25 protein-coding genes are annotated in these 25791 nt (G+C 55.8%); 5 read left to right on the forward strand and 20 right to left on the reverse strand.

All coding sequences use genetic code 11. The annotated features are described in order from the left end of the window. Positions 1–36: 36 nt before the first annotated feature. A complete protein-coding gene (locus AC6I8C_RS16330) occupies positions 37–714 on the forward strand; it encodes a LysM-like peptidoglycan-binding domain-containing protein (protein ID WP_497823065.1) in 678 nt (225 codons plus the stop codon). Positions 715–797: 83 nt separating this feature from the next. Here AC6I8C_RS16330 and rplI read toward each other — a convergent pair whose 3' ends face one another. The 4 genes from rplI to rpsF are packed head-to-tail and all read right to left on the reverse strand — an operon-like array spanning position 798 to position 2238. After that, complete coding sequence (gene rplI / locus AC6I8C_RS16335; protein WP_003855506.1) at positions 798–1247, reverse strand: 50S ribosomal protein L9; 450 nt, start codon at positions 1245–1247, stop codon at positions 798–800. 39 nt (positions 1248–1286) lie between these two features. Beyond that, the gene (gene rpsR, locus AC6I8C_RS16340) at positions 1287–1514 is read right to left on the reverse strand and encodes a 30S ribosomal protein S18 (protein ID WP_002210155.1); all 228 of its coding nucleotides are present in this window, start codon (positions 1512–1514) and stop codon (positions 1287–1289) included. A 4-nt stretch (positions 1515–1518) separates the two neighbouring features. Then, positions 1519–1836, reverse strand: a complete 318-nt coding sequence (gene priB / locus AC6I8C_RS16345; RefSeq protein ID WP_013359169.1) for a primosomal replication protein N — start codon at positions 1834–1836, stop codon at positions 1519–1521. A gap of 6 nt (positions 1837–1842) precedes the next feature. Continuing rightward, on the reverse strand, positions 1843–2238 hold the full coding sequence (gene rpsF, locus AC6I8C_RS16350) for a 30S ribosomal protein S6 (RefSeq protein ID WP_003855334.1): 396 nt from the start codon (positions 2236–2238) through the stop codon (positions 1843–1845). Between the two features lie 404 nt (positions 2239–2642). Here rpsF and AC6I8C_RS16355 point away from each other — a divergent pair, with 404 nt between their 5' ends. Beyond that, positions 2643–2849, forward strand: coding sequence for a hypothetical protein (locus AC6I8C_RS16355; RefSeq protein WP_497823066.1), 207 nt, complete (start codon positions 2643–2645; stop codon positions 2847–2849). Positions 2850–2898: 49 nt separating this feature from the next. Here the strand turns inward: AC6I8C_RS16355 and yjfP are convergent, their stop codons facing one another. Then, positions 2899–3648 (reverse strand): esterase, encoded by a 750-nt coding sequence (gene yjfP, locus AC6I8C_RS16360; protein WP_497823067.1) that lies wholly within the window; start codon positions 3646–3648, stop codon positions 2899–2901. A 159-nt stretch (positions 3649–3807) separates the two neighbouring features. Here yjfP and AC6I8C_RS16365 point away from each other — a divergent pair, with 159 nt between their 5' ends. Both AC6I8C_RS16365 and bsmA read left to right on the forward strand, forming a co-directional pair. Then, positions 3808–5739 (forward strand): methyl-accepting chemotaxis protein, encoded by a 1932-nt coding sequence (locus AC6I8C_RS16365; protein WP_497823068.1) that lies wholly within the window; start codon positions 3808–3810, stop codon positions 5737–5739. 56 nt (positions 5740–5795) lie between these two features. Next, the gene (bsmA, locus tag AC6I8C_RS16370) at positions 5796–6122 is read left to right on the forward strand and encodes a biofilm peroxide resistance protein BsmA (protein WP_497823069.1); all 327 of its coding nucleotides are present in this window, start codon (positions 5796–5798) and stop codon (positions 6120–6122) included. Here the strand turns inward: bsmA and AC6I8C_RS16375 are convergent. The 15 genes from AC6I8C_RS16375 to nnr form a co-directional block, all read right to left on the reverse strand. Beyond that, on the reverse strand, positions 6096–7724 hold the full coding sequence (locus tag AC6I8C_RS16375; protein ID WP_497823070.1) for an isovaleryl-CoA dehydrogenase: 1629 nt from the start codon (positions 7722–7724) through the stop codon (positions 6096–6098). The genes bsmA and AC6I8C_RS16375 overlap by 27 nt on opposite strands. Before the next feature lie 220 nt (positions 7725–7944). Beyond that, positions 7945–8679, reverse strand: a complete 735-nt coding sequence (gene rlmB / locus AC6I8C_RS16380; RefSeq protein ID WP_497823071.1) for a 23S rRNA (guanosine(2251)-2'-O)-methyltransferase RlmB — start codon at positions 8677–8679, stop codon at positions 7945–7947. An 81-nt stretch (positions 8680–8760) separates the two neighbouring features. Further along, positions 8761–11256: a ribonuclease R gene (gene rnr / locus AC6I8C_RS16385; protein ID WP_497823072.1), complete on the reverse strand. Its 2496-nt coding sequence runs from the start codon at positions 11254–11256 to the stop codon at positions 8761–8763. A 16-nt stretch (positions 11257–11272) separates the two neighbouring features. Continuing rightward, positions 11273–11716 carry a nitric oxide-sensing transcriptional repressor NsrR gene (nsrR, locus tag AC6I8C_RS16390; RefSeq protein ID WP_013359177.1) on the reverse strand — a complete coding sequence of 148 codons (444 nt, stop codon included), beginning with the start codon at positions 11714–11716 and terminating at the stop codon, positions 11273–11275. 218 nt (positions 11717–11934) lie between these two features. Beyond that, entirely contained in the window at positions 11935–13233 is a 1299-nt protein-coding gene (locus AC6I8C_RS16395; RefSeq protein ID WP_013359178.1) for an adenylosuccinate synthase, read from the reverse strand. Between the two features lie 165 nt (positions 13234–13398). Continuing rightward, positions 13399–13599 (reverse strand): DUF2065 domain-containing protein, encoded by a 201-nt coding sequence (locus tag AC6I8C_RS16400; protein ID WP_010256126.1) that lies wholly within the window; start codon positions 13597–13599, stop codon positions 13399–13401. A gap of 56 nt (positions 13600–13655) precedes the next feature. After that, positions 13656–14660, reverse strand: coding sequence for a protease modulator HflC (hflC, locus tag AC6I8C_RS16405; protein WP_013359179.1), 1005 nt, complete (start codon positions 14658–14660; stop codon positions 13656–13658). A 3-nt stretch (positions 14661–14663) separates the two neighbouring features. Continuing rightward, entirely contained in the window at positions 14664–15902 is a 1239-nt protein-coding gene (gene hflK, locus AC6I8C_RS16410) for an FtsH protease activity modulator HflK (RefSeq protein ID WP_013359180.1), read from the reverse strand. A 227-nt stretch (positions 15903–16129) separates the two neighbouring features. Further along, on the reverse strand, positions 16130–17410 hold the full coding sequence (hflX, locus tag AC6I8C_RS16415) for a ribosome rescue GTPase HflX (protein WP_013359181.1): 1281 nt from the start codon (positions 17408–17410) through the stop codon (positions 16130–16132). Between the two features lie 72 nt (positions 17411–17482). Beyond that, positions 17483–17794: an RNA chaperone Hfq gene (gene hfq / locus AC6I8C_RS16420; RefSeq protein WP_009087468.1), complete on the reverse strand. Its 312-nt coding sequence runs from the start codon at positions 17792–17794 to the stop codon at positions 17483–17485. Positions 17795–17897: 103 nt separating this feature from the next. Continuing rightward, positions 17898–18848 carry a tRNA (adenosine(37)-N6)-dimethylallyltransferase MiaA gene (gene miaA / locus AC6I8C_RS16425; RefSeq protein WP_013359182.1) on the reverse strand — a complete coding sequence of 317 codons (951 nt, stop codon included), beginning with the start codon at positions 18846–18848 and terminating at the stop codon, positions 17898–17900. Beyond that, positions 18841–20700, reverse strand: coding sequence for a DNA mismatch repair endonuclease MutL (gene mutL, locus AC6I8C_RS16430; protein ID WP_497823073.1), 1860 nt, complete (start codon positions 20698–20700; stop codon positions 18841–18843). The genes miaA and mutL overlap by 8 nt, the downstream gene beginning before the upstream one ends. 46 nt (positions 20701–20746) lie before the next feature. Beyond that, positions 20747–22417 (reverse strand): N-acetylmuramoyl-L-alanine amidase AmiB, encoded by a 1671-nt coding sequence (amiB, locus tag AC6I8C_RS16435; RefSeq protein WP_497823074.1) that lies wholly within the window; start codon positions 22415–22417, stop codon positions 20747–20749. After that, a complete protein-coding gene (gene tsaE / locus AC6I8C_RS16440) occupies positions 22414–22890 on the reverse strand; it encodes a tRNA (adenosine(37)-N6)-threonylcarbamoyltransferase complex ATPase subunit type 1 TsaE (protein WP_033784115.1) in 477 nt (158 codons plus the stop codon). The genes amiB and tsaE overlap by 4 nt, the downstream gene beginning before the upstream one ends. Beyond that, the gene (nnr, locus tag AC6I8C_RS16445; protein ID WP_497823075.1) at positions 22887–24407 is read right to left on the reverse strand and encodes a bifunctional ADP-dependent NAD(P)H-hydrate dehydratase/NAD(P)H-hydrate epimerase; all 1521 of its coding nucleotides are present in this window, start codon (positions 24405–24407) and stop codon (positions 22887–22889) included. Before nnr ends, tsaE begins: the two co-directional genes overlap by 4 nt. On the opposite strand from nnr, the gene queG reads away from it, so the two are divergent. After that, positions 24406–25545 carry a tRNA epoxyqueuosine(34) reductase QueG gene (gene queG, locus AC6I8C_RS16450; protein WP_497823076.1) on the forward strand — a complete coding sequence of 380 codons (1140 nt, stop codon included), beginning with the start codon at positions 24406–24408 and terminating at the stop codon, positions 25543–25545. The two genes, nnr and queG, sit on opposite strands and share 2 nt — an antisense overlap. Positions 25546–25791 lie beyond the last annotated feature (246 nt).

The following is a 25791-nucleotide window of genomic DNA, read 5'->3' on the forward strand; positions in this document are numbered from 1 at the left end:
TCACCCCGTCTGTAGCACCTGAATAAGAGAGCAAACATGGGCCAGATTGCCCCACGACGCCGCAGGATGCGTGCAAAACATCTTGTATCCCGGCTGCAGAGCTGGCTGGCCGCACGCAGGCCACAGCAGCCTGCCGGAGAGGAGAAACCCCGAATGGCTTCAGACGCGTCATCCCGACTGCCGACATGGCTTCAGCGTATCTGGCATTTTACCGACCATATTCGCTGGATGGACCCGCTGCCTGCGCCGCACCGTCGGGGCATCGTAGCCGCTCTGCTGGTAATGCTGGTCGCGTTTCTCTGGCCCGCCAGTACATTGCGCTATCCGGTTGAGCAGCCTGTTACCCCTCCGGCTGAGAAGGAGGTGCCGATGCAGGCGGATATTTATGAAAACAGCGGTACCCGCCAGCCTTCATCTTCACAATCTCAGCAGACGCCAAAAGCCGATTCTCAGGGGGAATGGCGTAACCTGACGATTGCGTCCGGTCAGACGCTGGCGCAACTGTTTCGTGACAACAGTCTGCCGGTAAATGATGTGTTTGCGATGGCGCGGGTAGAAGGCAGCGATCAGCCGCTCAGCTCACTGAAAAGTGGCCAGCAGGTTAAAATCCGTCAGGATGCGCAGGGAGTGGTAACAGGCCTGACAGTGGATGGCGCTAACGGCCCGGTGCTGTTTACCCGTCAGCCCGATGGCAGCTTTATTCGCGCGCAGTAACGCGCACCGCGGCCAGCACAAAGGCATAAAAACAAAAACGCCGGCACAGGGCCGGCGTTAATGTCGTGCTCAGTTAATCAGAATTAACCAGCAACAACTTTCACGTTCAGTTTAGCGAATACTTCGCTGTGAACCTGGAAGCTTACTTCATGCTCACCGGTAGTGCGCAGAACGCCGTTCGGCAGACGAACTTCGCTCTTAGCCACTTCAACGCCTGCTGCAGTCACTGCATCAGCGATGTCGCGGGTACCGATTGAACCGAACAGTTTACCTTCATCGCCTGCTTTAGACGTGATGGTTACCGTGCCCAGTGCATTAATTTTCTCAGCGCGTGCAGTTGCTGCAGACTGAACGTCAGCCAGTTTGGCTTCCAGTTCAGCACGGCGTGCTTCGAAGAACTCAACGTTTTTCTTAGTAGCAGGAACAGCTTTGCCCTGTGGTACTAAGAAGTTACGAGCGTAGCCCGCTTTAACGTTAACCTGATCACCCAGGGTGCCAAGGTTTGCTACTTTATCAAGCAGAATAACTTGCATTACCTTATCCTCTTAAAGTCGTTAATGGACAGTTGCCGATTACTGATGACGATCAGTGTACGGCAGCAGAGACAGGTAACGCGCACGCTTGATGCAGCGAGCCAACTGACGCTGGTATTTTGCACGAGTACCGGTGATACGGCTCGGGACAATTTTACCGCTTTCGGTAATGTAGTTTTTCAACGTTGCGATGTCTTTGTAATCGATCTCAACAACGCCTTCCGCGGTGAAACGGCAGAACTTGCGACGACGGAAATAACGTGCCATTAGGCTAGTCTCCAGAATCTATCAATTCAATCTGCTCGGCATGGAACACCACTTTGCTCTGGCCATTTCGTGCCTGATGGCAACTAATGAAACCGTCGAGTGTGAGTTGCGTGCCGACCGTTATATGTTGAGTAATCACCTGATGGGCGCTGCCGCTAATAATAACAGGCATACGACACCAGGCTTGCCGGTGAAACCCGGCCTCCTCCTGCACTGAGCGGTGCTCAAGCACGAACTGACAGTGAGGAATTCCTGACGGGCTAACTCTTCGAACCGGTGTCCTGCACACAGTGCCAGACAGGCGAAGCCGATTGACCGTCACGATGGATTACTCTTCAGAATCCCCAGCATCTGACTCATCAGCGGATTCGTTAGCAAAATCTTCGCGACGATCACGACGCTCATCTTTCGCTTTAACCATCGGCGATGCTTCAGTTACCGCGTTTTTAACGCGCATAACCATGCTACGGATAACGGCGTCGTTGAAGCGGAAGTTCGTTTCCAGCTCATCGATCGCTTCCTGCGGCGCTTCAACGTTCATCAGAACGTAATGCGCTTTGTGCAGTTTGTTGATCGGGTAAGCCAGCTGACGGCGGCCCCAGTCTTCCAGACGGTGAATCGTGCCTTCTGCACCAGTGATAGCACCAGTGTAACGCTCGATCATGCCAGGAACCTGTTCGCTCTGGTCAGGATGAACCATAAATACGATTTCGTAATGACGCATCGAAATTGCTCCTTACGGATTATTCAGCCTCCTGTCGGGGTCAACCGCGGCCCATGGAAGCAAGGAACGTTATAGGCTGTGTCCCACAAAGGTTCGCTGTGACGAGCGCTTGTGGGACACAGCCTGAGAATGCGGCTGAAAAATTGACGCGTAATCATACTGGCGACGGCCCCTGAACTCAAGCGCACATTTAAACAAATTGCCGGCAGCGTGCCAGATACCGTGGCTTTTTGTGCTAATGATGTGAATACAGCGGGTTAATACCGCTTTGTTCAAAAACCCTGACAGAGAGGTTCAGAGAGACGATCTGGCGATAATATGCTCAGTCGCTAAACTGAATAAAGACGCGACGGTTCGCTTAGTGGCGTCATTCAGAGTGTGTTCCCTGAAGTGAGGAGTCGGGCATGAAAACGTTCGTCATCGCCACTTTACTGGGTCTCTTCCTGTCTCCACCCGCTCTTGCCAGCTATGCTGACTGTGCGCAGCAGATGAGAAGTCACAGCAGCGAAGCGGCATCGGGTTATGTCTACGTTAACCGGCTGGATACGCCGGAAAGAAACCCGGTTAATGCGCCTGCCAGAACAGCAGAACAATCGTCTGCACACTGGTAAGGGCCGGTAAGTTTACGGGCGGCAGAGTCCTTCTCCGCCCGTTCATTGTTTAAAGCTGATTTTTAAAAAAGCTGATCAGCGTCGTTAAGGCGGATGGCGTAATCTTATGTCCAATCTGTTTTTCCGACAGCGTGGTCAGATGCTGCGCCAGCCCGTTGTCACGCAGTGCGCGCTCCAGTCGTACGCTCTCCGCCCAGGGCACCACCTCATCCGCCTCGCCATGCCACAACAGCAGCGGACGGTTTGCCAGTGCCTCCAGATGGTTGCAGGGATCATAGTCCGCCAGCGGGGCCATGCGGGCCGCGAACTGCGCCTTCTGCTCTGGCGTGTCAGCCACCAGCGGCGGAAACAGCGACTCGCTGAGCTGCATAAAATAGCCCGATCCCATCATGCAGGCGACGCTCTGAATCTGCGGATAACGTGCCATCGCACCCAGCGCCGTCATGCCGCCCATCGACGCACCCGCCACCGCGAAACGCTCGCCAGCGATCAGATTCTCATTACGCAGCGCAGTCTCCAGCAGTGGCAGCTCATCAATATTCTGCTTCAGAATCTCCCAGAAGCGGCCCAGCCGTGCTTCGGCGTCACCGTGATAACGCGCGCCGTGCAGTTCGGCATCCGGCATAACTGCCCGAAATCCCGCCTGTGCCAGCGCAACGGCGAAGTAGGCGTAGACCTCTTTTGATGAGGTGAAGCCGTGATAAAACAGTACGGTCGGCAGTGGCTGATGCCGCTGTCCGGCAGGCGTAGCGTGCAGGCATTCGATACCGGCCAGCGTTTCTGTGGTGAGTTCAATCATGGTCTCTCCTGAGCAGGGGCAAGGCGTGCCGTTCAAGTGTACGTTCTGCGGGTTAATTTGCGAAATTCCCCGCTGCGCTTAGTTATGCTTTTCCACGCTAAACTTTTTCCGCAGCGTGCCGTTGATCGTGTATTCCCCTAACTTGATCAAAGGTAATTTATGAAGCGTCTCTCTCTCAGCGGACTGAGTCTCGGAGTTAAGCTGTCTGTACTGACGTCTCTCAGCGTAGCGCTGCTGTTGCTGGTACTGACACTGACTCAAAGCCACAACGCCTCGCGCCAGCTGGAAAATCTCGCCATTGATGACATGCACAACCAGGTGCAGGGCATCTATGAAATGACTACCATGTTTAACGCCACCCTCACCGAAGAGGTGGCTCACTACACCGATTTGTTTACCAGTTTCCTGCCCAAGCGCTTTAGCCTGGATGAAAGCTCGCGGGTGCAGGTGGGTGCCTTTTCGACACCGGTGCTGCGTGCCGGGTTAAAAACGCTGAACCTCGATCAGACCGCGGTTGACGATTTCACCGACCGCACCGCCGCCGTGGCGACCATTTTTGTGCGCGATGGTGATGATTTTGTCCGTGTTTCCACCTCGCTGAAAAAAGAGGATGGCAGTCGCGCCATCGGTACGCAGCTTGACCGCACGGGCGCCGCCTGGAAGAGTGTTCACCAGGGCGAAGTCTACCGCGGCCTGGCCACGCTGTTCGGCCATCGCTACATCACCCAGTATCAGCCGGTAAAAGATGAGAGTGGCAAGGTCGTCGCCATCCTGTTTGTCGGCGTAGGCATTGATAAGCAGTATGCTTTGATGCGCGAGAAAATCCTGGCGCGCCGGCTGGGCGACAGCGGCCATTTCTATGTGCTCAACGGCACGCCAGGCAAGAATCAGGGCGAGTATCTGTTCGATCAGCACAATGAAGGAAAACGGCCAGACTGGGATGACACGACACTACAGACTCTGCTGACGCAGCCGCAGGGTATGCAGCAGGTGGAGATCAACGGTAAACAGCAGATGCTGGCATGGCAGCAGTTGCCGGGCTGGAACTGGGTGATTACCGGTGAAGTTAACCGTGCCAGCCTGCTCGCCCCGATTACCCACAGCCGTAACCTGTTCCTGATTACCGGACTGATTCTGGTGGTGATCTTCGCGCTGGGCTTTGTCTGGTACAGCCGTCGGGCGATTACCCGTCCGCTGCAGCAGGTGATCCATCTGGCGGAGCAGTATGCCGCCGGAAATCTGCAGGTCCATATGGATACCCGCCGTCGTGATGAAGTCGGTCAGTTGATTATTGCGATTAACGGCATTGGCGATGGGCTGGAAAAAATCGTCGGCCAGGTGCGCGGCGCGGCGCAGGAGATCAGCGACGGCACGGACACCATCGCGGCCAGCAGCCATAACATCAGCGAGCAGATCGGGCGTCAGGCCAGCAGCGTGGAACAGACCTCAGCCAGCATGGAGCAGTTTGGTGCCACGGTCGAACACACTGCTGACAGCCTGCGTCAGGCGATGTCACTGGTGGCCGAAGCCAGCGATATCGTCAGTCATGGCAGCCAGACGGTGGTGCGCTCGGTCAACACCATGTCGGCCATCAAGGTGTCATCGCAAAGCATTGCGGATATCACCCATGTGATTGAGTCGATCGCCTTCCAGACCAATATTCTGGCACTGAATGCGGCCGTTGAAGCGGCACGAGCCGGTGAACAGGGCCGGGGCTTTGCCGTGGTGGCCGCAGAAGTGCGTGCGCTGGCACAGCGTTCCGCGCAGGCCGCCAAGGAGATTGATGGACTGATTGCCACCTCCATCAGCAACGTGGCGGAGGGCCACCAGCTGTCTGAGCAGACGCGCGATGCGATGACCGACATTGTGACTCACATCGAACAGGTGCAGGCGCTGATGGGCGAGATTAACGTGGCAGCGCAGGAGCAGGCGGCGGGTATCGGCCAGGTGAATCTGGCGATGAACCAGATCAGCCAGGCGACCCATCAGAACAGCGAACTGGTGGCACAGGCAGAAAACAGCGCACAGAACCTGAGTGATAAAGGGCATCACCTGACCCAGTTGGTCAGCGTTTTCAGCCTTAAATCCTGACGTCATTCAGGACGATGACATACACTTACTGTTTCGTCCTGAACAGGGGTTTTGCTATGCGTTACGCTTACTTACTGATAATAAGTCTGTTGCTGGCAGGCTGTTCCGCGCTTGAAACCACGCCAAAAGCCCCGCCTGCGCCAACCCAACAGGCGCAGGAGATTTCACGGGCACAGAGTGGCGGTTTGCCGAAGCTGGGTAACATTACCGTTAACGTGCATGGCTCACCGGATGATGCCCAGCGGGCCATCGCCGCTCAGGCTAATCAGGCTGGCGCGGCTTACTATCAGATTGTGATGCTGAGCGAAACGGTAATGCCCGGTTTATGGTACGCCAGCGCGATTCTGTACGGTGCCTCACCGGCCACAGGCGCGGGCCAGTAACCGGTCAGTCACTGCAGCCTCAGACGGGTGTGAACCCCGCTGGTCGAGCCACTGCTGGCACCACGCATCGGCCAGGGGTGGCTCACTGTATTTCAGTAGCTGAGCGCCTGTCGCCAGCTGCAGCAGCGTGTGGGTGACGTCGCGCGCCTGCTCTTCGGGAACGTTCTTAAGCTTCAATCGCAGCTGACGCCAGCGCGTATCGAAATGCCGATTACTCCCTTTTACCGCCTCAAACTCCTGACTCAGCATCTCTGTCACCTCTGCGTGACGGCTGAGTACGCGCAGCACGTCAAGACACATCACATTGCCCGATCCTTCCCAGATGCTGTTGACCGGCATGTCACGATAGAGGCGCGGCAGCTCACTCGCTTCGCAGTAGCCGATGCCCCCCAGCACTTCCATCGATTCCGCCACAAACGGCGCTCCCGCTTTGCAAATTACATATTTTGCCGCTGGCGTAAATAAGCGGGCAAAGGCGACCTCATGCGATTTGGCCGGTTGTGACCAGGCACGAGCCAGACGCATCAGCAGGGCAGTTTGCCCCTCAAGTTGCAGCGCCTGCTGTGCCAGAACCTGACGCATCAGCGGCTGATCCACCAGATTTTTCCCCATGACCTGACGCTGATGAGCATGCCAGAGCGCCACCGAGAAGGCGCGCCGCATCTGACCATGACTGCCGAGCGCGCAGTCAAAGCGCGTCATACCGGCCATTTTCAGGATCAGCCGTACGCCTTCGCCCTCCTCCCCCAGCAGCCAGCCGATCGCGTCGCGAAACTCCACTTCGCAACTGGCATTTGAGCGATTGCCCAGCTTATCTTTGAGCTGCTCAAGCTGGATGGCGTTACGTGACCCGTCGGGCAACAGGCGCGGCAGGAAAAAGCAGCTTAATCCCTCGGGCGTCTGGGCCAGTACCAGATGCGCATCACTCTGCGGCACTGAGAAGAACCACTTGTGGCCGGTCAGCCGCCAGGCTTCACCCGGGCCTCGTGCGCCCAGCGGCTCGGCACGGGTAGTGCTGGTAAGCAGATCGCTGCCGCCCTGCTTTTCTGTCATGCCCATCCCGATCAGCAATCCGCGTTTCTGGTCGCCGGGCTGTGCATGCGTGTCGTAGCGATCGCTGAGCAGCGGATCGAGCCAGCTTTCAAACGCGGCGGGCAGATAAGCCTGCAGCAGCGGAATGGCGGCGTGCGTCATGGTCATCGGGCAGAGCGTACCCGCATCTACCTGTGCGTGCAGAATAAAGCGTGCAGCGCGCGCTACGCTGGCCTGTTCACGCACCGTCGGTTGCCAGCTGAGATTGTGCAGACGACTGGCACAGACGCCCTGCATCAGCAGGTGCCAGGCAGGATGAAAGCGAACCTCATCCAGGCGCACGCCACGGGCGTCGTAGCGCAGCAGTTCAGGCGGTTCAGCGTTGGCGAGCCGGCCCAGCTCCAGCGACTCGGCGCTGCCCAGCTGGCGGCCGACTGACGCCAGCCATTCCCCATCCCATCCGGCGCCTTCGCGTGACAGTGCCTCGCCAAGCGGCGTGTCGGACAGGAACAGGTTACTGTTGCTCAGAGGATGGGGCTGATTAAAAACGGTGTGTGTTGTCCAGGTCATAACCACTCCTCGCGGATGTCACTCAGTAAGTATACCCGTCGTCTTTCAAGCTGCATTTTTGTTGGCTGCGTTCACTCACCCGAATCACTTACTCATGTAAGCTCATCGGGATTCGTTCTCTTGCCGCCTCAATGCAACCCGAAATCCTTTGGGTATATACGAATGACACGCAGTTATGCCTGGTACAGAAACTAATTTGTGGCGAGGATCACATCGGGGATCAGGCGTTGCGCTGACGCACCGCTTCAAACAGGCAGACACCGGTTGCGACCGAGACGTTGAGTGAAGAAACACTGCCCGCCATCGGAATACTGATCAGCTCATCGCAATGCTCGCGGGTGAGACGACGCATGCCTTCGCCTTCCGCGCCCATCACCAGCGTCATCGGACCGGTCATTTTGCTCTGAAAAACGGTATGATCCGCTTCCCCTGCGGTGCCGACCACCCAGATGTTGTACTCCTGCAGCAGGCGCAGTGTACGCGCAAGGTTAGTGACGCGAATCAACGGCACATTCTCTGCTGCACCGCTGGCCACTTTTTTGGCCGTGGCATTCAGGGGAGCAGAGCGATCTTTCGGCACGATAATCGCATGAACACCCGCCGCATCGGCGCTGCGCAGGCAGGCACCCAGGTTGTGCGGATCGGTAACCCCATCCAGCACCAGCAGGAAAGGCTTCTCCAGGCTCTGCAGCAGATCCGGCAGGTCGCCTTCCTGATACTGACGACCCGGTTTTACCCGCGCCACGATGCCCTGATGTACACCGCCTTCAACGTGGCTGTCGAGCCACTTACGCTCGGCCAGCTGAATCACGATCCCCTGAGCTTCCAGCGCGGCGACCACGGGTTGCAGGCGACGATCGTCGCGGCCTTTGAGGATAAAGACTTCCTGGAAACGTTGTGGGTCACGTTCCAGCAGCGCCTGCACGGCATGGATACCAAAAATAATTTCGCTCATCGATCTGCTCAGTGGTTGGAAATGAATAAATGACCGCCCTTTCTGCGGAGAGAAAGGGCGGGTACGCGCATCCTGTTACGCTCAGCCTTCAGGCTCAGCTTTTTTTCTGGCGCGCTTCGCCCGGGTGGCGGCGGCGATTTTACGGGTTTTTTCCGAGACGTTTTTACTTTTTTTCTCGGTATTGGCCGCGGCAGGTTTGCCCTTGTCACCCCGGAATGCAGCATCCGGCTCGAAGTTGGACTTTTTGTTCACATTACGACGACGCTTTGCTGGTGCGTTGTCTTCACGCTTCGCCCGATCACGCGCGGTTTTACCTTCACCACGCACCTGACGCTGGCTGGAGATAAGAGCAAAGTCGATTTTACGCTCGTCCATATGGACCGCCTCGACACGCACTTCAACGGTGTCACCCAGACGATAAGTGCGGCCGCCCGATTCACCGATCAGACGCTGACCTACCGGGTCAAAACGGTAGTAATCGTTGTCGAGGGTTGATACGTGCACCAGACCATCGATGAACAGATCGCTCAGGCGGACAAAGAAGCCAAATCCGGTCACGCTGGAGATGACGCCGTTGAAGACGTTGCCGACCTGATCCTGCATGAAATCACACTTGAGCCAGTCCGCGACGTCACGGGTTGCTTCATCGGCGCGACGCTCGGTCAGGGAACAGTGCAGACCCAGCTGCAGCATCTCCGGCATCTCGTAGTGATAGCCGCCGGTTGCTGTCGTCATATCTTTGGCGACATTGCGCTCCTTCGGCATCAGATATTTGATGGCGCGTTGTACCAGACCTTTACCTTCATCCTGCTCTTTTGCCAGCAGATATTTAATGGCGCGGTGCAGCGTCAGATCCGGGTAGCGGCGAATTGGCGAAGTAAAGTGCGCATACGATGAGAGTGCCAGACCAAAGTGACCGCGGTTTTCCGGATCGTAAACCGCCTGCTTCATCGAACGCAGCAGCATGGTTTGCAGCATTTCTGCATCAGGACGATCGGCAACCTGCTTCAGCAGCGCCGCATAATCCACAGGCTGCGGTTTGTTGCCGCCTGGCAGAGTCAGTCCCAGCTCGTTGAGCACGGTACGGAAGCTCTTAATGCTCTCATCGGTCGGGCGATCGTGATCGCGGAACAGTGCCGGTTCCTGATTTTTCTCAACGAAGCGTGCTGAGGCAATGTTCGCCAGTATCATGCACTCTTCGATCAGCTTGTGGGCGTCATTACGTGACGCGCGCTCAACCCGTTCAATACGGCGCTCGGCGTTGAAGATGAACTTCGCCTCTTCCGTTTCAAACGAGATCCCGCCGCGCTCTTCACGTGCAGCGTCCAGTACCTGGTAGAGGTTGTGCAGCTCTTCAAGATCTTTGACCAGCGGTGCATACTGCAGACGCAGCTCTTTATCGCCCTGCAGGATGTTCCAGACTTTGTTGTAGGTCAGACGCGCATGGGAGTTCATCACCGCTTCGTAATGCTTAAAGCCGGTGAGCTTACCTTTGGTCGAAATGGTCATTTCGCACACCATACAGAGTCGATCGACCTGCGGGTTAAGCGAGCATAAACCATTCGACAGCACTTCCGGCAGCATCGGCACAACCTGCGACGGGAAGTAGACTGAGGTGCCGCGCTGATGCGCTTCGTCATCCAGTGGCGTACCCGGACGGACGTAATAGCTCACATCGGCGATAGCCACCCACAGACGCCATCCGCCACCGCGTTTTTTCTCGCAGTAGACCGCATCATCAAAGTCACGGGCATCTTCACCATCAATGGTGACCAGCGGGAGTTTGCGCAGATCGACGCGGCCTTTTTTGGCCTCTTCCGGGACTTCTTCCTTCAGCTTGCTGACCTGAGCTTCCACTTCTGGCGGCCAGGTGTGCGGTATTTCATGGGTCCGCAGCGCCATATCAACTGCCAGGCTGGTGCCCATATCATCGCCCAGAATCTCAGCCACTTTACCGATCGCTTTGGTGCGGCGGTTCGGACGCTGGACCAGCTCAACCACCACCACGGAACCCATGCGGGCATTCATCGTCTCTTCAGGCGGGATGAGGATATCAAAACTCAGGCGACTGTCGTCCGGTACCACGAAGCCGGCACCGGCATCGGTAAAGTAGCGGCCAACGATCTGATTGTTACGTGGTTCCTGCACGCGGACCACGCGCGCTTCGCGGCGGCCTTTGCGATCGGCACCCAGCGGCTGCGCCAGGATCACGTCACCGTGCATACAGAATTTCATCTGTTCTGCGGAGAGGTAGAGGTCATCTTTCTGACCTTCTGCCCGCAGGAAGCCGTAGCCATCACGATGACCAATGACTTTACCGCGCAGGAGATCAAGACGTTCTGGCAGCGCATAGCATTGACGGCGGGTGAACACCAGCTGACCATCACGCTCCATGGCGCGAAGGCGGCGACGCAGCGCCTCAAGGTGCTCTTCTTCGTGCAGATTCATCTCTTCAGCCAGCTCTTCACGGCTGGCTGGTTTTTCACGTTTTTCTAACAGCGCCAGAATAAATTCACGGCTTGGAATAGGGTTTTCGTATTTTTCAGCTTCTCTATCCTGAAAAGGATCTTTTGACATAGCGGTTCCTCCGATGTCATTTAATATTTATTTCCGCCGGCGATTTGGACAGGATGATTTCATAAAGTGGTGTATTTCCTTCGACCAAATCTGCCAGCGTATAGCTATCCAGCTCCTGCAAAAAGCGCTGCACTGCATCGTGCAGTGCCTGCTTCAGACGGCAGGCTGGTGTGATGGAACAGGAGGCGCAGTCCACTAATTGTAGCGGTTCCATCTTGCGTACCACGTCGCCAATAACAATCTGACGAGGCGGCATACCCAGGCGAATGCCCCCATTTTTTCCACGTGTTGCGGCAACGTAGCCCGCACGGCTCAGCTGATTGATGATTTTGACCATATGATTACGGGACAAACCATAAGTATTTGTCACTTCCGTAATATTGGTCTGCTGACCTTCAGGCAACGCTGCCAGATAAATCAGCGCCCGTAAGCCATAATCAGTAAAACTCGTGAGCTGCACAGTAACCTCAGTGAACCTTCAGGCGTGGCATTGCATTATTCGCCCTGTGATTGATGTCAGAATTAAATCGGATCGTCATTCGATTAGCTACGATGATAAACCAGAGTCTGATTTGCCGTGCGTTTTTTTAAGCCAGCACAAGGTTTGACAAGCGAAGGGAGGTAAAGTGGCATCAAAGAGTGGAAAAACAAGGGCCGGACAGCGTCCGGCCTGAATGATTATGCGTCGAATGGATCGCGCAGAATCATTGTTTCACTGCGGTCTGGACCGGTTGAGATAATATCAATCGGCACACCCGTAACCTCTTCTACACGCTTAATGTAGTCGCGTGCAGCCTGAGGCAAACCTTCCAGCGTCTTCACGCCAAATGTAGTCTCGCTCCAGCCTGGCAGGGTTTCGTAGATCGGCTCAATGCCTTCCCAGTTCTCTGCCGCCAGTGGCGTAGTGGTCACTTCGCGGCCATCAGGCATACGGTAAGCCACACAGATTTTCACCTCTTTCAGGCCATCCAGCACGTCCAGTTTGGTCATGCAGAAACCTGACAGGGAGTTGATCTGAACCGCGCGGCGAACCGCGACCGCATCCAGCCAGCCGGTACGACGACGACGTCCGGTGGTCGCACCAAACTCATTACCCTGCGCACAGAGGAATTCGCCGGTTTCATCGAACAGCTCAGTCGGGAACGGACCTGCGCCCACGCGGGTTGAGTACGCTTTCACAATACCCAGCACGTAGTCGACATAGCGCGGACCAATGCCTGAGCCGGTTGCCACGCCACCTGCGGTCGTGTTGGACGACGTCACGTACGGATAAGTTCCGTGATCGATATCCAGCAGCGTACCCTGCGCGCCTTCAAACATAATCAGATCGCCACGCTTGCGCGCGCTATCCAGCAGTTCTGAAACGTCAACCACCATGCCAGTGAGGATGTCAGCGACTTCCATCACATCGCTCAGCACTTTGTCGAAGTCCACAGCCGGCTCTTTGTAGTACTCAACCAGCTGGAAGTTGTAGAAATCGACCACTTCTTTCAGCTTGGCAGCAAAGGTTTCTTTGTTGAACAGGTCGCTGACGCGCAGTGCACGACGGGCGACTTTGTCTTCATAAGCAGGGCCGATGCCACGACCAGTAGTACCAATCGCTTTGGCACCACGGGCACGTTCACGCGCCATATCCATCGCAACGTGATATTGCAGGATCAGCGGACAGGCTTCAGAAATCAGCAGACGTTCACGTACCGGGATCCCGCGCGCTTCCAGGCCTTTCATCTCTTTCATTAAGGCTTCAGGAGAAAGCACTACGCCGTTACCGATAATGCTGGTGACGTTATCGCGCAGAATGCCAGAAGGGATCAGGTGGAGGACGGTTTTTTCACCGTTGATGACAAGCGTGTGGCCCGCATTGTGGCCGCCTTGATAACGCACAACGTAATTCGCGCGCTCAGTCAGAAGGTCTACAATCTTACCTTTACCTTCGTCACCCCATTGGGTGCCCAGTACGACGACGTTCTTACCCATTTCTCAAAATCACCGATTGCTTAAAAAAGGATTCTACCATCTGATCCCATGGTTTTCAGCACTTTTAGCATACGATTGCGCGCTTTTTTGCCTGAGTTTTGATCACTACAACATGTTGGGGATAATGGCGCGAAGAGGCACAATTTAGCCGGTCTGAAACCCGATTTACAGGTTGCCGTGCAGGCTGAGCATGCAGTAAATCACCATGCCCGCGACCACCAGTCCGCCGCCAAAGCGATGCAGCAGACGGTCGGGTAAGCGGGTCATCGTCAGGATCATGCGTCGCCAGGCGCGTGGCATAAACATCGGTCCCAACCCTTCCAGCACTAATACCAGCGCCAGTGCCATCCAGATGCTTGTTTTCATCTTGCTACCCAAAAAAAAGGCCGACAACATTGTCGGCCCACAGGTTATATCAGTTCTTAACGTGTCGCGTTAGAGGGCGCCTTCATATATCGGAAGAAGTCGCTATCCGGGCTTAACACCATCACATCCTGATTTTCATTAAAGCTGTTTTCATAGGCACGGAGGCTACGAATAAAGGCGTAGAAGTCAGGATCTTTGCTGAACGAATCCGCAAACAACCGCGCCGTTTCTGCATCACCGTCACCGCGCGTGATCAGGGCTTCACGCTGGGCTTCAGCCAGCGTACGCGTCACCTGATAATCGGCCTGAGCACGCAGTTTTTCTGCCTCTTCCTGACCCTGTGAACGCTGACTACGCGCTACGGCTTCACGCTCAGCACGCATACGGTTGAAGATTGCATCTGAAACTTCGGTCGGCAGGTTGATCTGCTTGATGCGCACATCCACAACCTGAATACCCAGTGCTGCCATGCTGTTCGGATTCGGCGCTGGCTCGCTGCTGTTGGTTTCACGCTCTACACGGGCTGCTGCGCTGGCAATCGCATCATCAGCCGCAGGCGTGGCGATTTCATCATCGCTGCCCGCAGAACCGGTATTCAGCGCGTCACGCACATCGGTGGTCAGGCGACCACGGGAATCTGTGACGATATCCTTCACATCCAGACGACCCATTTCAGAACGCAAACGGTCACTGAACTTACGTTTCAGCAGCACTTCTGCCTGAGAAACATCACCGCCACCGGTCGCTAGGTAGTAGCGACTGAAATCGCTGATACGCCATTTGATGTAGGAGTCCACGATCAGATCTTTCTTCTCTTTGGTGACGAAGCGATCGGCCTGGTTATCCATAGTCTGAATGCGTGCATCCAGCGTTTTAACCGTTTCCAGGAAAGGGATCTTAAAATGCAGACCCGGCTCAAACACCTGGGGTTTGTTTTCGCCGTCGCGCAGGACTTTACCGAAGCGCAGAACAATGCCTCGCTGCCCTTCCTGCACCACAAACAGCGACGCATAGAGCGCCACCAGCACGACAATGATTAAAAATACTATTGGCTTACGCATCGATTACTCTCTCCCTTCGCGCTGGCTGTCGCTGCGCTGAGCATTCGCCCGACGCTGATCCATGATATTGTCCGGACTGTATGACGACGTGTCATTGCGGCTGGCGTTGCGATCGGAGGTGGCTGGCAGCGAAGAACTGTTACCGCCTTTCTGACCATTCTGACCCGATGTCGCCTGACCGCCACGCATCAGTTGATCCAGCGGCAGCATCATCAGGTTGTTACCCCGATCGTTAACCAGTACTTTGCGGGTATGGCTCAGCACACGTTCCATGGTCTCGATATAGAGACGCTCTTTGGTGATTTCAGGCGCGGCTTTATACTCCGGCAGAATCTTGGCGAAACGCGCCACTTCACCCTGCGCTTCCAGAACGGTACGCTCTTTGTAAGCGCGCGCTTCTTCCAGAATACGCTGTGCCTGGCCATTAGCACGAGGCTGAACTTCGTTGGCGTAAGCTTCTGCTTCACGAACATACTGTTCGCGGTTTTCACGTGCGGCGATCGCGTCATCAAACGCAGACTTCACCTCTTCCGGCGGACGGGCAGCCTGGAAGTTGACGTCCAGCACCGCGATCCCCATGTTGTAAGGGCGAATTGTTTCATCGATTTCACGCTGGGTGTCGCTACGCACCACGGTACGGCCTTCGGTCAGAATGCGGTCCATGGTAGAACGACCGATCACGCCGCGCAGCGCACTGTCGGTAGCCTGACGCAGGCTGTCATCCGCGCTGGTCACGGCATAAAGATAACGTTCCGGATCGGTCACGCGATACTGCACGTTCATTTCCACGCGCACGACGTTTTCATCTGAGGTCAGCATCACGCCAGAAGCCGCCAGTTCACGCACTGCTTCAACGTTAACCGCGCGTACCTGATCAACAAATGTCGGTTTCCAGTTCAGGCCGGGCTCAACCAGGTGACTGAACTTACCGAAGCGCGTTACCACGCCACGTTCCGCTTCTTTGATGGTGTAGAAACCGCTTGCAGCCCAGATGACTACAGCAGCAACAGCCACGATGCCAACAATTTTGCCACCGCTGCCGGAGCCGCGCTGACCGTTGTCGCTCTGTTTGCCACCGCCCAGTCCACCAAGCTTTTTGCTCAGCTTACGGAAGATATCATCCAGATCAGGAGGCCCGGATTCCCGTCCTCCCTTATTTCCCCCAGAGTTGCCGCCTTGATTATTGCTGCTTCCCCACGGGTCGCGGTCCTGTCCGTTATTTCCGGGCTGATTCCACGCCATGTCTCTACTCCATTTATTGTAATTACGGTTTTTACCCTTCATCTTTCGGATTGCAGCGGTACTGGCTGCCTTCGCTCACCCCGTTCACTTACCTGCGTAAGCGCCCGGGGATTCACTCAGTTGCCGCCTTGCTGAAATCCGAAATACCCGGGTAAATCCTGCGTATTCAGGCCTGCAACGAAAGTGCGACAATCTTCAATTTTTAAGGTAAATGCGTTTGGGCAATATCAAACAATGTAACTGGTCAGCGACGGTTCCTGCTTACATAAACGCATCCACTCAATGATGGGCATACGTATCTGCAAGCCTACACTGCCGTCCTCTTCATTCCACTCTTTCTCAATCGCCTGCAACTGATAGAAACGGCTGCGAAGTCGCCCCGCCTCCGGTGGCAGACGTAACGCGTGCTGGGCAATTTCCCCTGACAGGCGCTCGGACAGAGCCTGCCACAGCAACGGAATGCCTGCACCGGTCTGGGCGGAAAGCCAGACGCGGATGGGCAGGTTCTCTTCGTTGCGATCGATACGCGGTTCGAATCCGTCGAGCATATCGATTTTATTCATGACCAGTAAGGTCGGAATTTCGTCCGCTTCAATCTCTTCCAGTACGGCATCGACGGCGGCGATATTTTCCGTAACGCGAAGATCGGCACCATCAATCACGTGCAGTAACAGCGTCGCCTGACGTGTCTCCTGCAGCGTGGCTTTAAATGCGGCAACCAGATCGTGAGGAAGATGGCGAATAAAGCCGACCGTGTCCGCCAGAACCACGTCTCCGACATCGGCAACATTCAGACGGCGCAGTGTGGGGTCAAGTGTCGCAAACAGCTGGTCTGCGGCAAAGACGTTGGCAGAGGTCATGGCGTTAAAGAGGGTCGACTTGCCGGCGTTGGTGTAACCCACCAGCGAAACAGTTGGCACATCGGCTTTAGCACGAGACTGTCGTCCCTGCTCTCGCTGTTTTTCAACCCGCTCAAGACGAGACAGGATCTGACTGATACGTCCGCGCAGAAGACGGCGGTCGGTTTCTAACTGTGTTTCACCCGGACCACGCAAGCCGATCCCGCCTTTCTGACGTTCAAGGTGCGTCCAGCCACGTACCAGACGTGTCGCAAGGTGACGCAGCTGCGCCAGCTCAACCTGCAATTTACCTTCGTGGGTACGCGCGCGTTGGGCAAAAATATCCAGAATAAGACCAGTGCGATCAATGACACGGCATTCGCACAGGCGCTCGAGGTTTCTTTCCTGAGCGGGCGTAAGGGCATGATCGAATAATACGACCGATGCTCCAGTTGTTTTTACCGCATCGGCAATTTCAACGGCTTTTCCTTCACCGACAAAATACTTGGGGTGTGGCGCTTTACGGCTGCCAGTAACCACTTGCAGCGCCTCAACGCCAGCAGAAGAGACCAGAGTTTCAAACTCCTGTAAATCTTCTACTTCTTTGTCTTGGGAGAACCAGATGTGTACCAGTACGGCCTGCTCACCGGCATCATAACGGTCAAACAAGCTATAACCTCGCTAAATAAAAGACCAGGACGGAAAACCTCTGTTCTCCGTTCCTGGATGTACGGCGACGCGTTATTCTGCGTTATCACCGTCTTGTTGTGGCTGTGGCTGCGCAGATGTGTTGCTGCCACCATGATGGTAATTGTTGCTGCCGCCACCGGTATTATTGCTATGGTGAGAAACCGGGCGCGAAGGAACAACGGTAGAAATGGCGTGCTTATAAACCATCTGGCTTACCGTGTTTTTCAACAAAATGACGAACTGATCAAATGACTCAATCTGACCCTGCAGCTTAATACCGTTAACCAGATAAATCGAAACCGGAACACGTTCACGACGCAGTGCGTTCAAAAACGGGTCTTGTAATGATTGCCCCTTAGCCATTCTATCTTTTCCTTATATGCTTGTTGTTTGTTGCTAGTAGAACCTATGGTTCTGAAAAAACTGCGTAAAAATTTGCGCACGATAACCCATCAATTGTACACAATCACCCATGCTTCGCACTAAGAACCTGTAACACTGTATCACGCGCCAGCCGGGGCTCGTCACTGTCAAGCCAGTGAACATTTTCCCAACCGCGTAACCAGGTCATCTGTCGCTTAGCAAGCTGCCGGGTTGCGCAAATTCCCCGATAAACCATCTCGCTGTAATCGATTTCGCCCGACAAATAAGACCACATCTGACGATAACCAACACAACGAATGGAAGGCATGTCCGTATGCAAATCACCTCGTGCAAACAGGGCCCGAGACTCCGCTTCAAATCCTGACGCCAACATCTGCTCAAAACGCAACGCGATGCGCTGGTGCAGCAATTCGCGGCTCGCGGGGGCGATGGCAAACTGTTGCACGTCGTAGGGTAACGCTTCACCGGATGTTTTTGTCAGTTCCGTTAAAGTTTTACCCGAAATAAAAAAAACTTCCAGTGCTCGCGAAAGTCTCTGCGGATCATTCGGATGAATACGACTGCCGGCAACCGGGTCGATCTCACACAGCTGGCGGTGTAAAGCTTCCCAGCCTTTTTCACGCGCCGTTTGCTCTATCCGCTGACGAACGTCGGGATCGGCCGAGGGCAACGGCGACAATCCTTCAAGTAACGCCTTGAAGTAGAGCATGGTTCCACCAACAAGCAACGGTATTCGTCCGGCTTCAACGATATCCGCCATTTCTGCTAAAGCATCCCGCCGGAACTCCGCTGCCGAATAGGCTTCTGCGGGGTCGCGGATGTCGAGCAGACGATGGGGTGCCACTGCTAACTCCTCAGCCGACGGTTTCGCCGTGCCAATATCCATCTGACGATAGATTAAGGCAGAATCAACGCTGATTAGTTCCACGGGTAACTGCTTACGCAATTCAATTGCTAAAGCCGTTTTGCCAGACGCCGTGGGTCCCATCAAAAAAATAGCCTTTGGCCGGCCAGCCTGGTTTAGTTCACTCATGCTTCAACGCGTTGACCGCGCTCTCAATCTCTATAGGCTGCAATAAGCCTGAAGGCGGCGATTTCAGCAGCTGAGGGCAAAGCCGTTCAAGCTCAGCCAGCAGGTTGATCGCCTGTGAGTGATTCCAGTCAGAGGACTCTGTTTCCTGACGCCGCGCCAGCCACTGGGCCAGTTGCGTCGCAGAGTTCTCCTGCTGCCGGGCGAGATAGCCTAACAGCTCAGGAATCAAGATTTGTAAATTTTGTGTTCGTAACGGTAAAGGCACCGCGCGCAACGTCACGTGGTCTCCTTCAGGCTGAAGTTCAATGCCCATCTGATTGAGCAGGCTGCTATTTTCTTGTGCCGCCTGTCGTTCTTCCTGGGCGATTTTCAGGCGCACCGGGATCAGCAATGGCTGTGGTTTAAGCCCCTCTTCGCCCGGTTCAAGCTGCGCCTGTTTCAGCCAGCGCGCCGCCACCGGCAACGCCATCAGCATTAATGTCTGATCCTGCTCCAGCAGTGCAAAGTGATTGTGCAACACGGTCAGTACACGGCCAAAACTTTGAGCATGCGCAGCCAGTGGCGAAGGTCTTTCGGCCTGACGCGCTATCGGCTCGCGGGCTTTTGTCGGTGATGACGTGCTGACAGGGGTTTTCAATAACTGCTGATAAACCGCCCCTTCACGCTGACGATACACATTCTCTTTGTTCTGCCAGGCCGGTGCAGGCTGTGTTTCACGCCCGGATGCTGCTGATTTCTTCTCGCTGGCAGACGCCGCAGGCTGCGCAAAATGATTACCGCCTGCTGCCTGACGGTTTTCCGGCTGCCAGCGCGGTGCGGGCTCTTCTGCCTGAAGCGCAGGTAAGATCGGTGCCGCCATCGCCTGTAATGCGCTGACGACACCCTGATAGATAAAATCATGCACCAGGCGTGACTGATGAAACCGTACTTCATGCTTGGCCGGATGGACGTTGACATCAACCTGATGCGGGTCAATCTCCAGATAGAGCACATAAGCGGGCTGCTGGTCATCCTGAAGCTGGGTCTGGAACGCCTGGCGGATAGCGTGGTTAATCAGCTTATCGCGCATCATCCGGCCATTCACATAACAATACTGCAGATCGGTGACCTGACGCGAACCAGCAGGGTCGGCAACCCAGCCGCGCAGCAAGAGGTCGTCATGCTGCCAGTCGATGCGCAGCGCATGCTGCATAAACGTGGTGCCGCAGATAGAAGCCAGTCGCCGTTCGCGCTGGCTCTCCTCGCTGACGGCCCGATACTGACGCATCATTTTACCGTTGTGGCTCAGCGACAGTGCCACGTCAAAACGTGCCAGGGCAATACGGCGAATGACCTCGTCGATATGACCGAACTCGGTTTTCTCGGTGCGCATAAATTTGCGGCGTGCCGGCGTGTTATAAAACAGGTCCAGTACTTCCAGCGTGGTACCGCAGGGATGTGCCGCCGGTTTAACCGTTACCACCATATCACGCCCTTCTGCATAGGCCTGCCAGGCTTCAGTTTGATCGGCGGTGCGTGAGGTGAGTGTCAGGCGGGAGACAGAACTGATACTGGCCAGCGCTTCACCGCGAAAACCCAGGCTCATGATCGCTTCCAGGTCATCCAGTGAGGCTATTTTACTGGTCGCGTGTCGGGCGAGCGCCATCGACAGCTCGCTTTTCACGATGCCGCAGCCGTTGTCACGAATGCGAATCAGCTTTGCGCCGCCCTTTTCAATATCAACGTCAATGCGCGTCGCGCTGGCATCCAGGCTATTCTCCACCAGCTCTTTAACCACGGAGGCAGGACGCTCAACCACTTCACCCGCCGCAATCTGGTTAGCCAGCTGGGGTGGTAAAATTTGAATCGGCATGATTTTCCTTTTAGCTGGCAGCCCGGCGCAGTGGCCGGGCAAACAATCAGGATGCAGGAATTTTCAGGTTCTGCCCCAACATGACGTTGGTCGACTTCAGATTATTAGTCTGCATTATCGCTTTCGGACTGACGCCGTAGTGTGCGGCAATGCCGGTTAATGAATCACCCACCACAACTTTGTGGCGCACAACGCCGCGTGGCGCAGCGCGCGTGGTGCGACTGGCGACTGCACTGGCCGGCACTTTCAGCCGCTGTCCGACCCACACCACATCCCGCTTCAGGGTGTTCATCTCACGCAGGGTGTCCATGCTGACGCCATACTTCGCGGCAATCCCGGAAAGTGTCTCACCGCGCGTTACCGTATGGCGCTGCGTTGCGCCGGTATATTGCGTCACCCCGGTCGCCGGGTTGCTGGCGACGCTAACCGCTGGCGACGAGCCCAGCGGCCGGTTTTCCTCCTTTGGGATGGATTGTAGCGGGTGCGCCAGGAAATAAGTGCGCAGACCTTTGTAGATCGACTGCGCAATCTTATCCTGGTGTGCGCTACTGCCTAGCAGTCGCTCCTCCGAGGAATTACTGATAAAGCCGGTTTCCACCAGCAAAGAAGGAATATCGGGCGAACGCAGCACGCCCAGGCTGGCATGCTCAGGCAGACGTTTGTGCAGCGAGGTGACGCTGCGCATCTGCTGCAAGACTTTCTGCGCGATGTCATAACCGACACGCTGCGAGTGGCCGAACTGCAGATCCAGTACTGCCTGACTGAGGTAGGGATCGGCCTGACTGTTAGCCAGCAGATCACCCGCGCCGCCCAGCAGTTCAGACTGTTTCTCTTTCTGCTCCAGCCAGTTTGCCATCTCGTTGTTGGCGCGACGGTTGGACAGGACCCAGACCGATGCACCGGTCGCCGCATGGCTTGGCGCAGCGTCAGCGTGAATAGAGACCAGCACGTTGGCATTCGCTTTACGCGCCACGTCGGAACGTCCCATGACCGAGATAAAATAGTCGCCATCGCGCGTCAGGACGCCTTTGAACATCGGATCGTTATTGAGCAACACCCGCAGTTTGCGGGCAATGGCGATAGTGACGTTTTTCTCTTTCAGTCCGCGCTGCCCGATAGCGCCGGGATCCTGACCGCCATGTCCGGCATCGATTGCCACAATCACAGTGTCATTCTGGCTGACGGCAGTGCCGGGACGTACGGAACTCGCGGTGCTGGTCACGGACGTCACCGGATTCGAATTGAATGGGTTAGCCGCTGCGGCACTCTGCGTAGGTACGCGCGTCGGTGCTGTGACGGGCGCAGGCACACTGCGCGTGACAGCGGGCGGCTTGCCGGTAATCGTGAAGACCACGCTGTAGCTGTTGCCATTGCGTTGGGTGACTGCCCGGGTTTTACCCGCCTGCGTCAGTTCAAACACCAGCCGCACGCTCTGTTTGTCTTTTGGGGTGCTGGTACGGATTCGCTTTACGATGTTTTCGCCACTGAAATTCAGCGGCAGTCCCTGCACTACGCCGCTCTGGCGCACATCCAGCACCACACGATTCGGGTTGTGCAGAGAGAAGAAGGCATAAACCGGCTGTCCGGCAAAGTTCAGCGTAACGGTAGCCTGACTGTCGCCATTGGCCACTTTGATATCAGACAGCGTGGCGGCAAACAGGGGCGTACAGACCAGCAGCATCAGTGATACCAGTGCTATTTTCATCCGTGACATCATGCCTGATCCCTGCCCTGACCAACGTGTTCAAGCCATTGCTGGCCGGACGCGGATTGGGCCGTCAGTTCCGCTTCACGCGCCTCACCCACATAACGTAGCGTTAAGGTGAGATCGGGCTGCGGCAGAAAACCGGCACCCTGCTGCGGCCATTCCACCAGACAGATGGCTTCACCGCTGAAGTAGTCGCGGATGCCCATAAACTCAAGCTCTTCGGGATCGGCAAGGCGATAGAGGTCAAAGTGATAGAGCGTACGGTCATCCAGCGAGTAAGGTTCAACGAGGGTGTAAGTGGGACTTTTGACATTGCCCTGATGGCCCAGCGCCTGCAGAAAGCCGCGGCTGAAGGTGGTTTTACCCGCCCCCAGATCGCCATAGAGATAAATCACTGCCGCGCTGCCACAGGCGCGCGCCAGCTGAGCGCCCAAACTGAGCGTAGCCGCCTCATCGGGCAAAGAGATAACACAGGTCTTCATGCTTCTTTATTCATCTCAGGATTAACAAACTGCCACAGCAGATCCAGTAAATCAGTGGCCAGCATACCGCGAGTACCGCGTTCTGCCGCAACCGCATCGGCCGCTGCACCATGTGCAACGCAACCCGCGCAGGCCGCATCGAACAGCGTCAGTTTCTGACCCACCAGCGAGGCGATAATTCCACTCAGGAGATCGCCCATACCGCCGGACGCCATACCGGCATTGCCCACATCCGCAAAGGCCATTTCACCCTGCTCGCTGGCAATCAGCGTGCCGGCACCTTTCAGTACCACTACGCCACCATAACGTTGCGCCAATGTCTGCGCTGCATGTAAGCGGTCACTCTCAATTTCACTGGTCTCGATATTCAGCAAACGCGCCGCTTCGCCAGGATGCGGCGTAATAATGCGATTCTGACGTTTCTCAGCACTGATTGCCAGCAGGTTAAGTGCATCCGCGTCCCAAAGCATCGGCTTTTCACTGCCTGCTACCCGCTTCAGTGCCTGCTTTCCCCATTCACGCTGACCCAGACCGGGTCCAATCGCAATGACATCAGCCCACTCCAGTGCCTCCGTCAGGCGTTCATCCGTCAGTTCATCGACCATAATTTCAGGCCGTGCGGTCAGAATCGGAATAATATTATCTTTGTGAGTGAGTACTCGCACCAATCCACTGCCGCTGCGTAACGCGGCTTCTGCCGTCATGCGTACTGCGCCAGCGGTACCTGCATCGCCTCCCACAACCAGCAGTCGGCCATGACTGCCCTTGTGCGAGGTCGGTCTGCGTGGCTTAAGCCAGCGGGTTAGTGCGCTGGCATCATAACGGGCGATAGGTGCCTCTTCTCCGGCCAGAAAAGCAGCCAGACCAAGATCGGCATACCAGAGCTTTCCGATGTATTCTCGCGCCTTGCCAGTGATCTGGCCCGGTTTCAGGGCGACCATACTCAGCGTGTGACTGGCATTAATCACCTCACCGGGCGCGGTGCCGTTGCGCGCGGATAAGCCGGAGGGCATATCAATGGCGACTGTCGGTGCTGCATGGGCGTTTGCCCGCTGGATCAGCATGGCATAGGGCTCTTCGGGTGCGCGATTGCTGCCGGTTCCCAGCAGGGCATCGACAATCACATCAATCTGCTCTGGCCAGGCCGCATCGGCCGCATGGATTTCACCGCCCGCGTCCAGCCATGCGTCCCGCGCGCGCTGCGCCTCTTCCGGCAACGCTTTTTCGCTTTCGCACGCCAGCACCGTTATGGTTTTTCCCGCCGCCTGGCCCAGTCGCGCCAGCACATAGCCATCACCGCCGTTATTGCCGTGACCGCACAGGATTAGCCAGTGGCTGGCTTCGGGCCAGTGGGCTGTCAGATGCTCGTAAGCGGCCTGCCCGGCACGCTGCATCAGCTCATACAGAGTAATCCCGAGCACATCGGCTCCCTCTTGCTCAAGCTGCGCCACAGCCTGCGCAGGCCAGACAGAATATGGTAAACTGCGGCTGTTTTTCTTCGAATACTGGTCACTCATGTCATACCCTCTCGATCTTCATGAACTCGCACAACAGATTAAACAGTGGGGATTGGATCTCGGCTTTCAGCAGGTCGGCATCACCGATACCGATCTCAGTGCAGAAGAGCCGCGCCTGCAGGAATGGCTGGATAAGCAGTATCATGGTGAGATGGCATGGATGGCGCGACACGGCATGATGCGGGCGCGTCCTCATGAGTTGCTGCCCGGCACGCTGCGCGTCATCAGCGTTCGTATGAACTACCTTCCGGCCAAAGCTGCCTTTGCCAGCACGCTGAAAAATCCCCGACTGGGCTATGTCAGCCGTTATGCACTCGGCCGTGATTACCACAAAGTATTGCGCAATCGACTGAAAAAGCTCGGAGAAATGATCCAGCAGCACTGTGGTGAGCTGAATTTCCGGCCGTTTGTGGATTCGGCACCGCTGCTTGAGCGCCCGCTGGCGGCTAAAGCCGGGCTCGGCTGGACCGGCAAACATTCGCTGATACTGAATCGGGAAGCCGGTTCGTGGTTTTTCCTCGGCGAGCTGCTGATCGACATTCCGCTGCCGGTCGACTCCCCGCAGCAGGAGCAGTGTGGCCGCTGCGTTGCCTGCATGACCATCTGCCCTACCAGCGCTATCGTTGAGCCTTACGTCGTCGATGCCCGGCGCTGTATCTCCTATCTCACCATTGAGCTGGAAGGGGCTATCCCGGAAGAATTTCGCCCGCTGATGGGCAACCGGATTTATGGCTGCGATGACTGCCAGCTGATCTGTCCGTGGAATCGCTATGGACAACTCAGTGACGAAAGCGACTTTTCACCGCGCGCGGCGTTACATGCACCGGAGCTGCTCGATCTGTTTCAGTGGGATGAAGCGAAATTTTTACGCATCACGGAAGGCTCAGCGATTCGCCGTATTGGCCATTTACGCTGGCTGCGCAATATTGCCGTGGCGCTGGGTAATGCACCCTGGTCGCCCCAGATCATTCAGGTGCTGGAACAACGACTGGGAGAGAGTGAACTGCTGGATGAACATATTCAGTGGGCAGTGATGCAACAGCAGCAGAAACGCGAGCAGCTGGTAGTTGAAGTGCAGCCCGCCCAGCAGAAACGGCTGGTTCGTGCAGTTGAGAAGGGTTTACCGCGTGATGCATGATTGAACAGCGAGCCGCTGGATATCGTTTTCCACATGCTGTGAATAAAAATAAAAAGCTGTTGTCATTCAACTGCAACAACGCTGATTTCACTGTGAAATAACAAATTGAAATATCTTCATAAATATAAATATCAACAACTTATGAAAAATTTGTGTTTATTTAATAATGAGACTACCGCTGCGGTTAAAACACAAAGCTGTGGATAAGTCTGTTCAGAACACATTTACAGATCGCCCTGACAGGCA

This window comes from Pantoea sp. X-Soil-YNGN-844 (assembly GCF_059730595.1).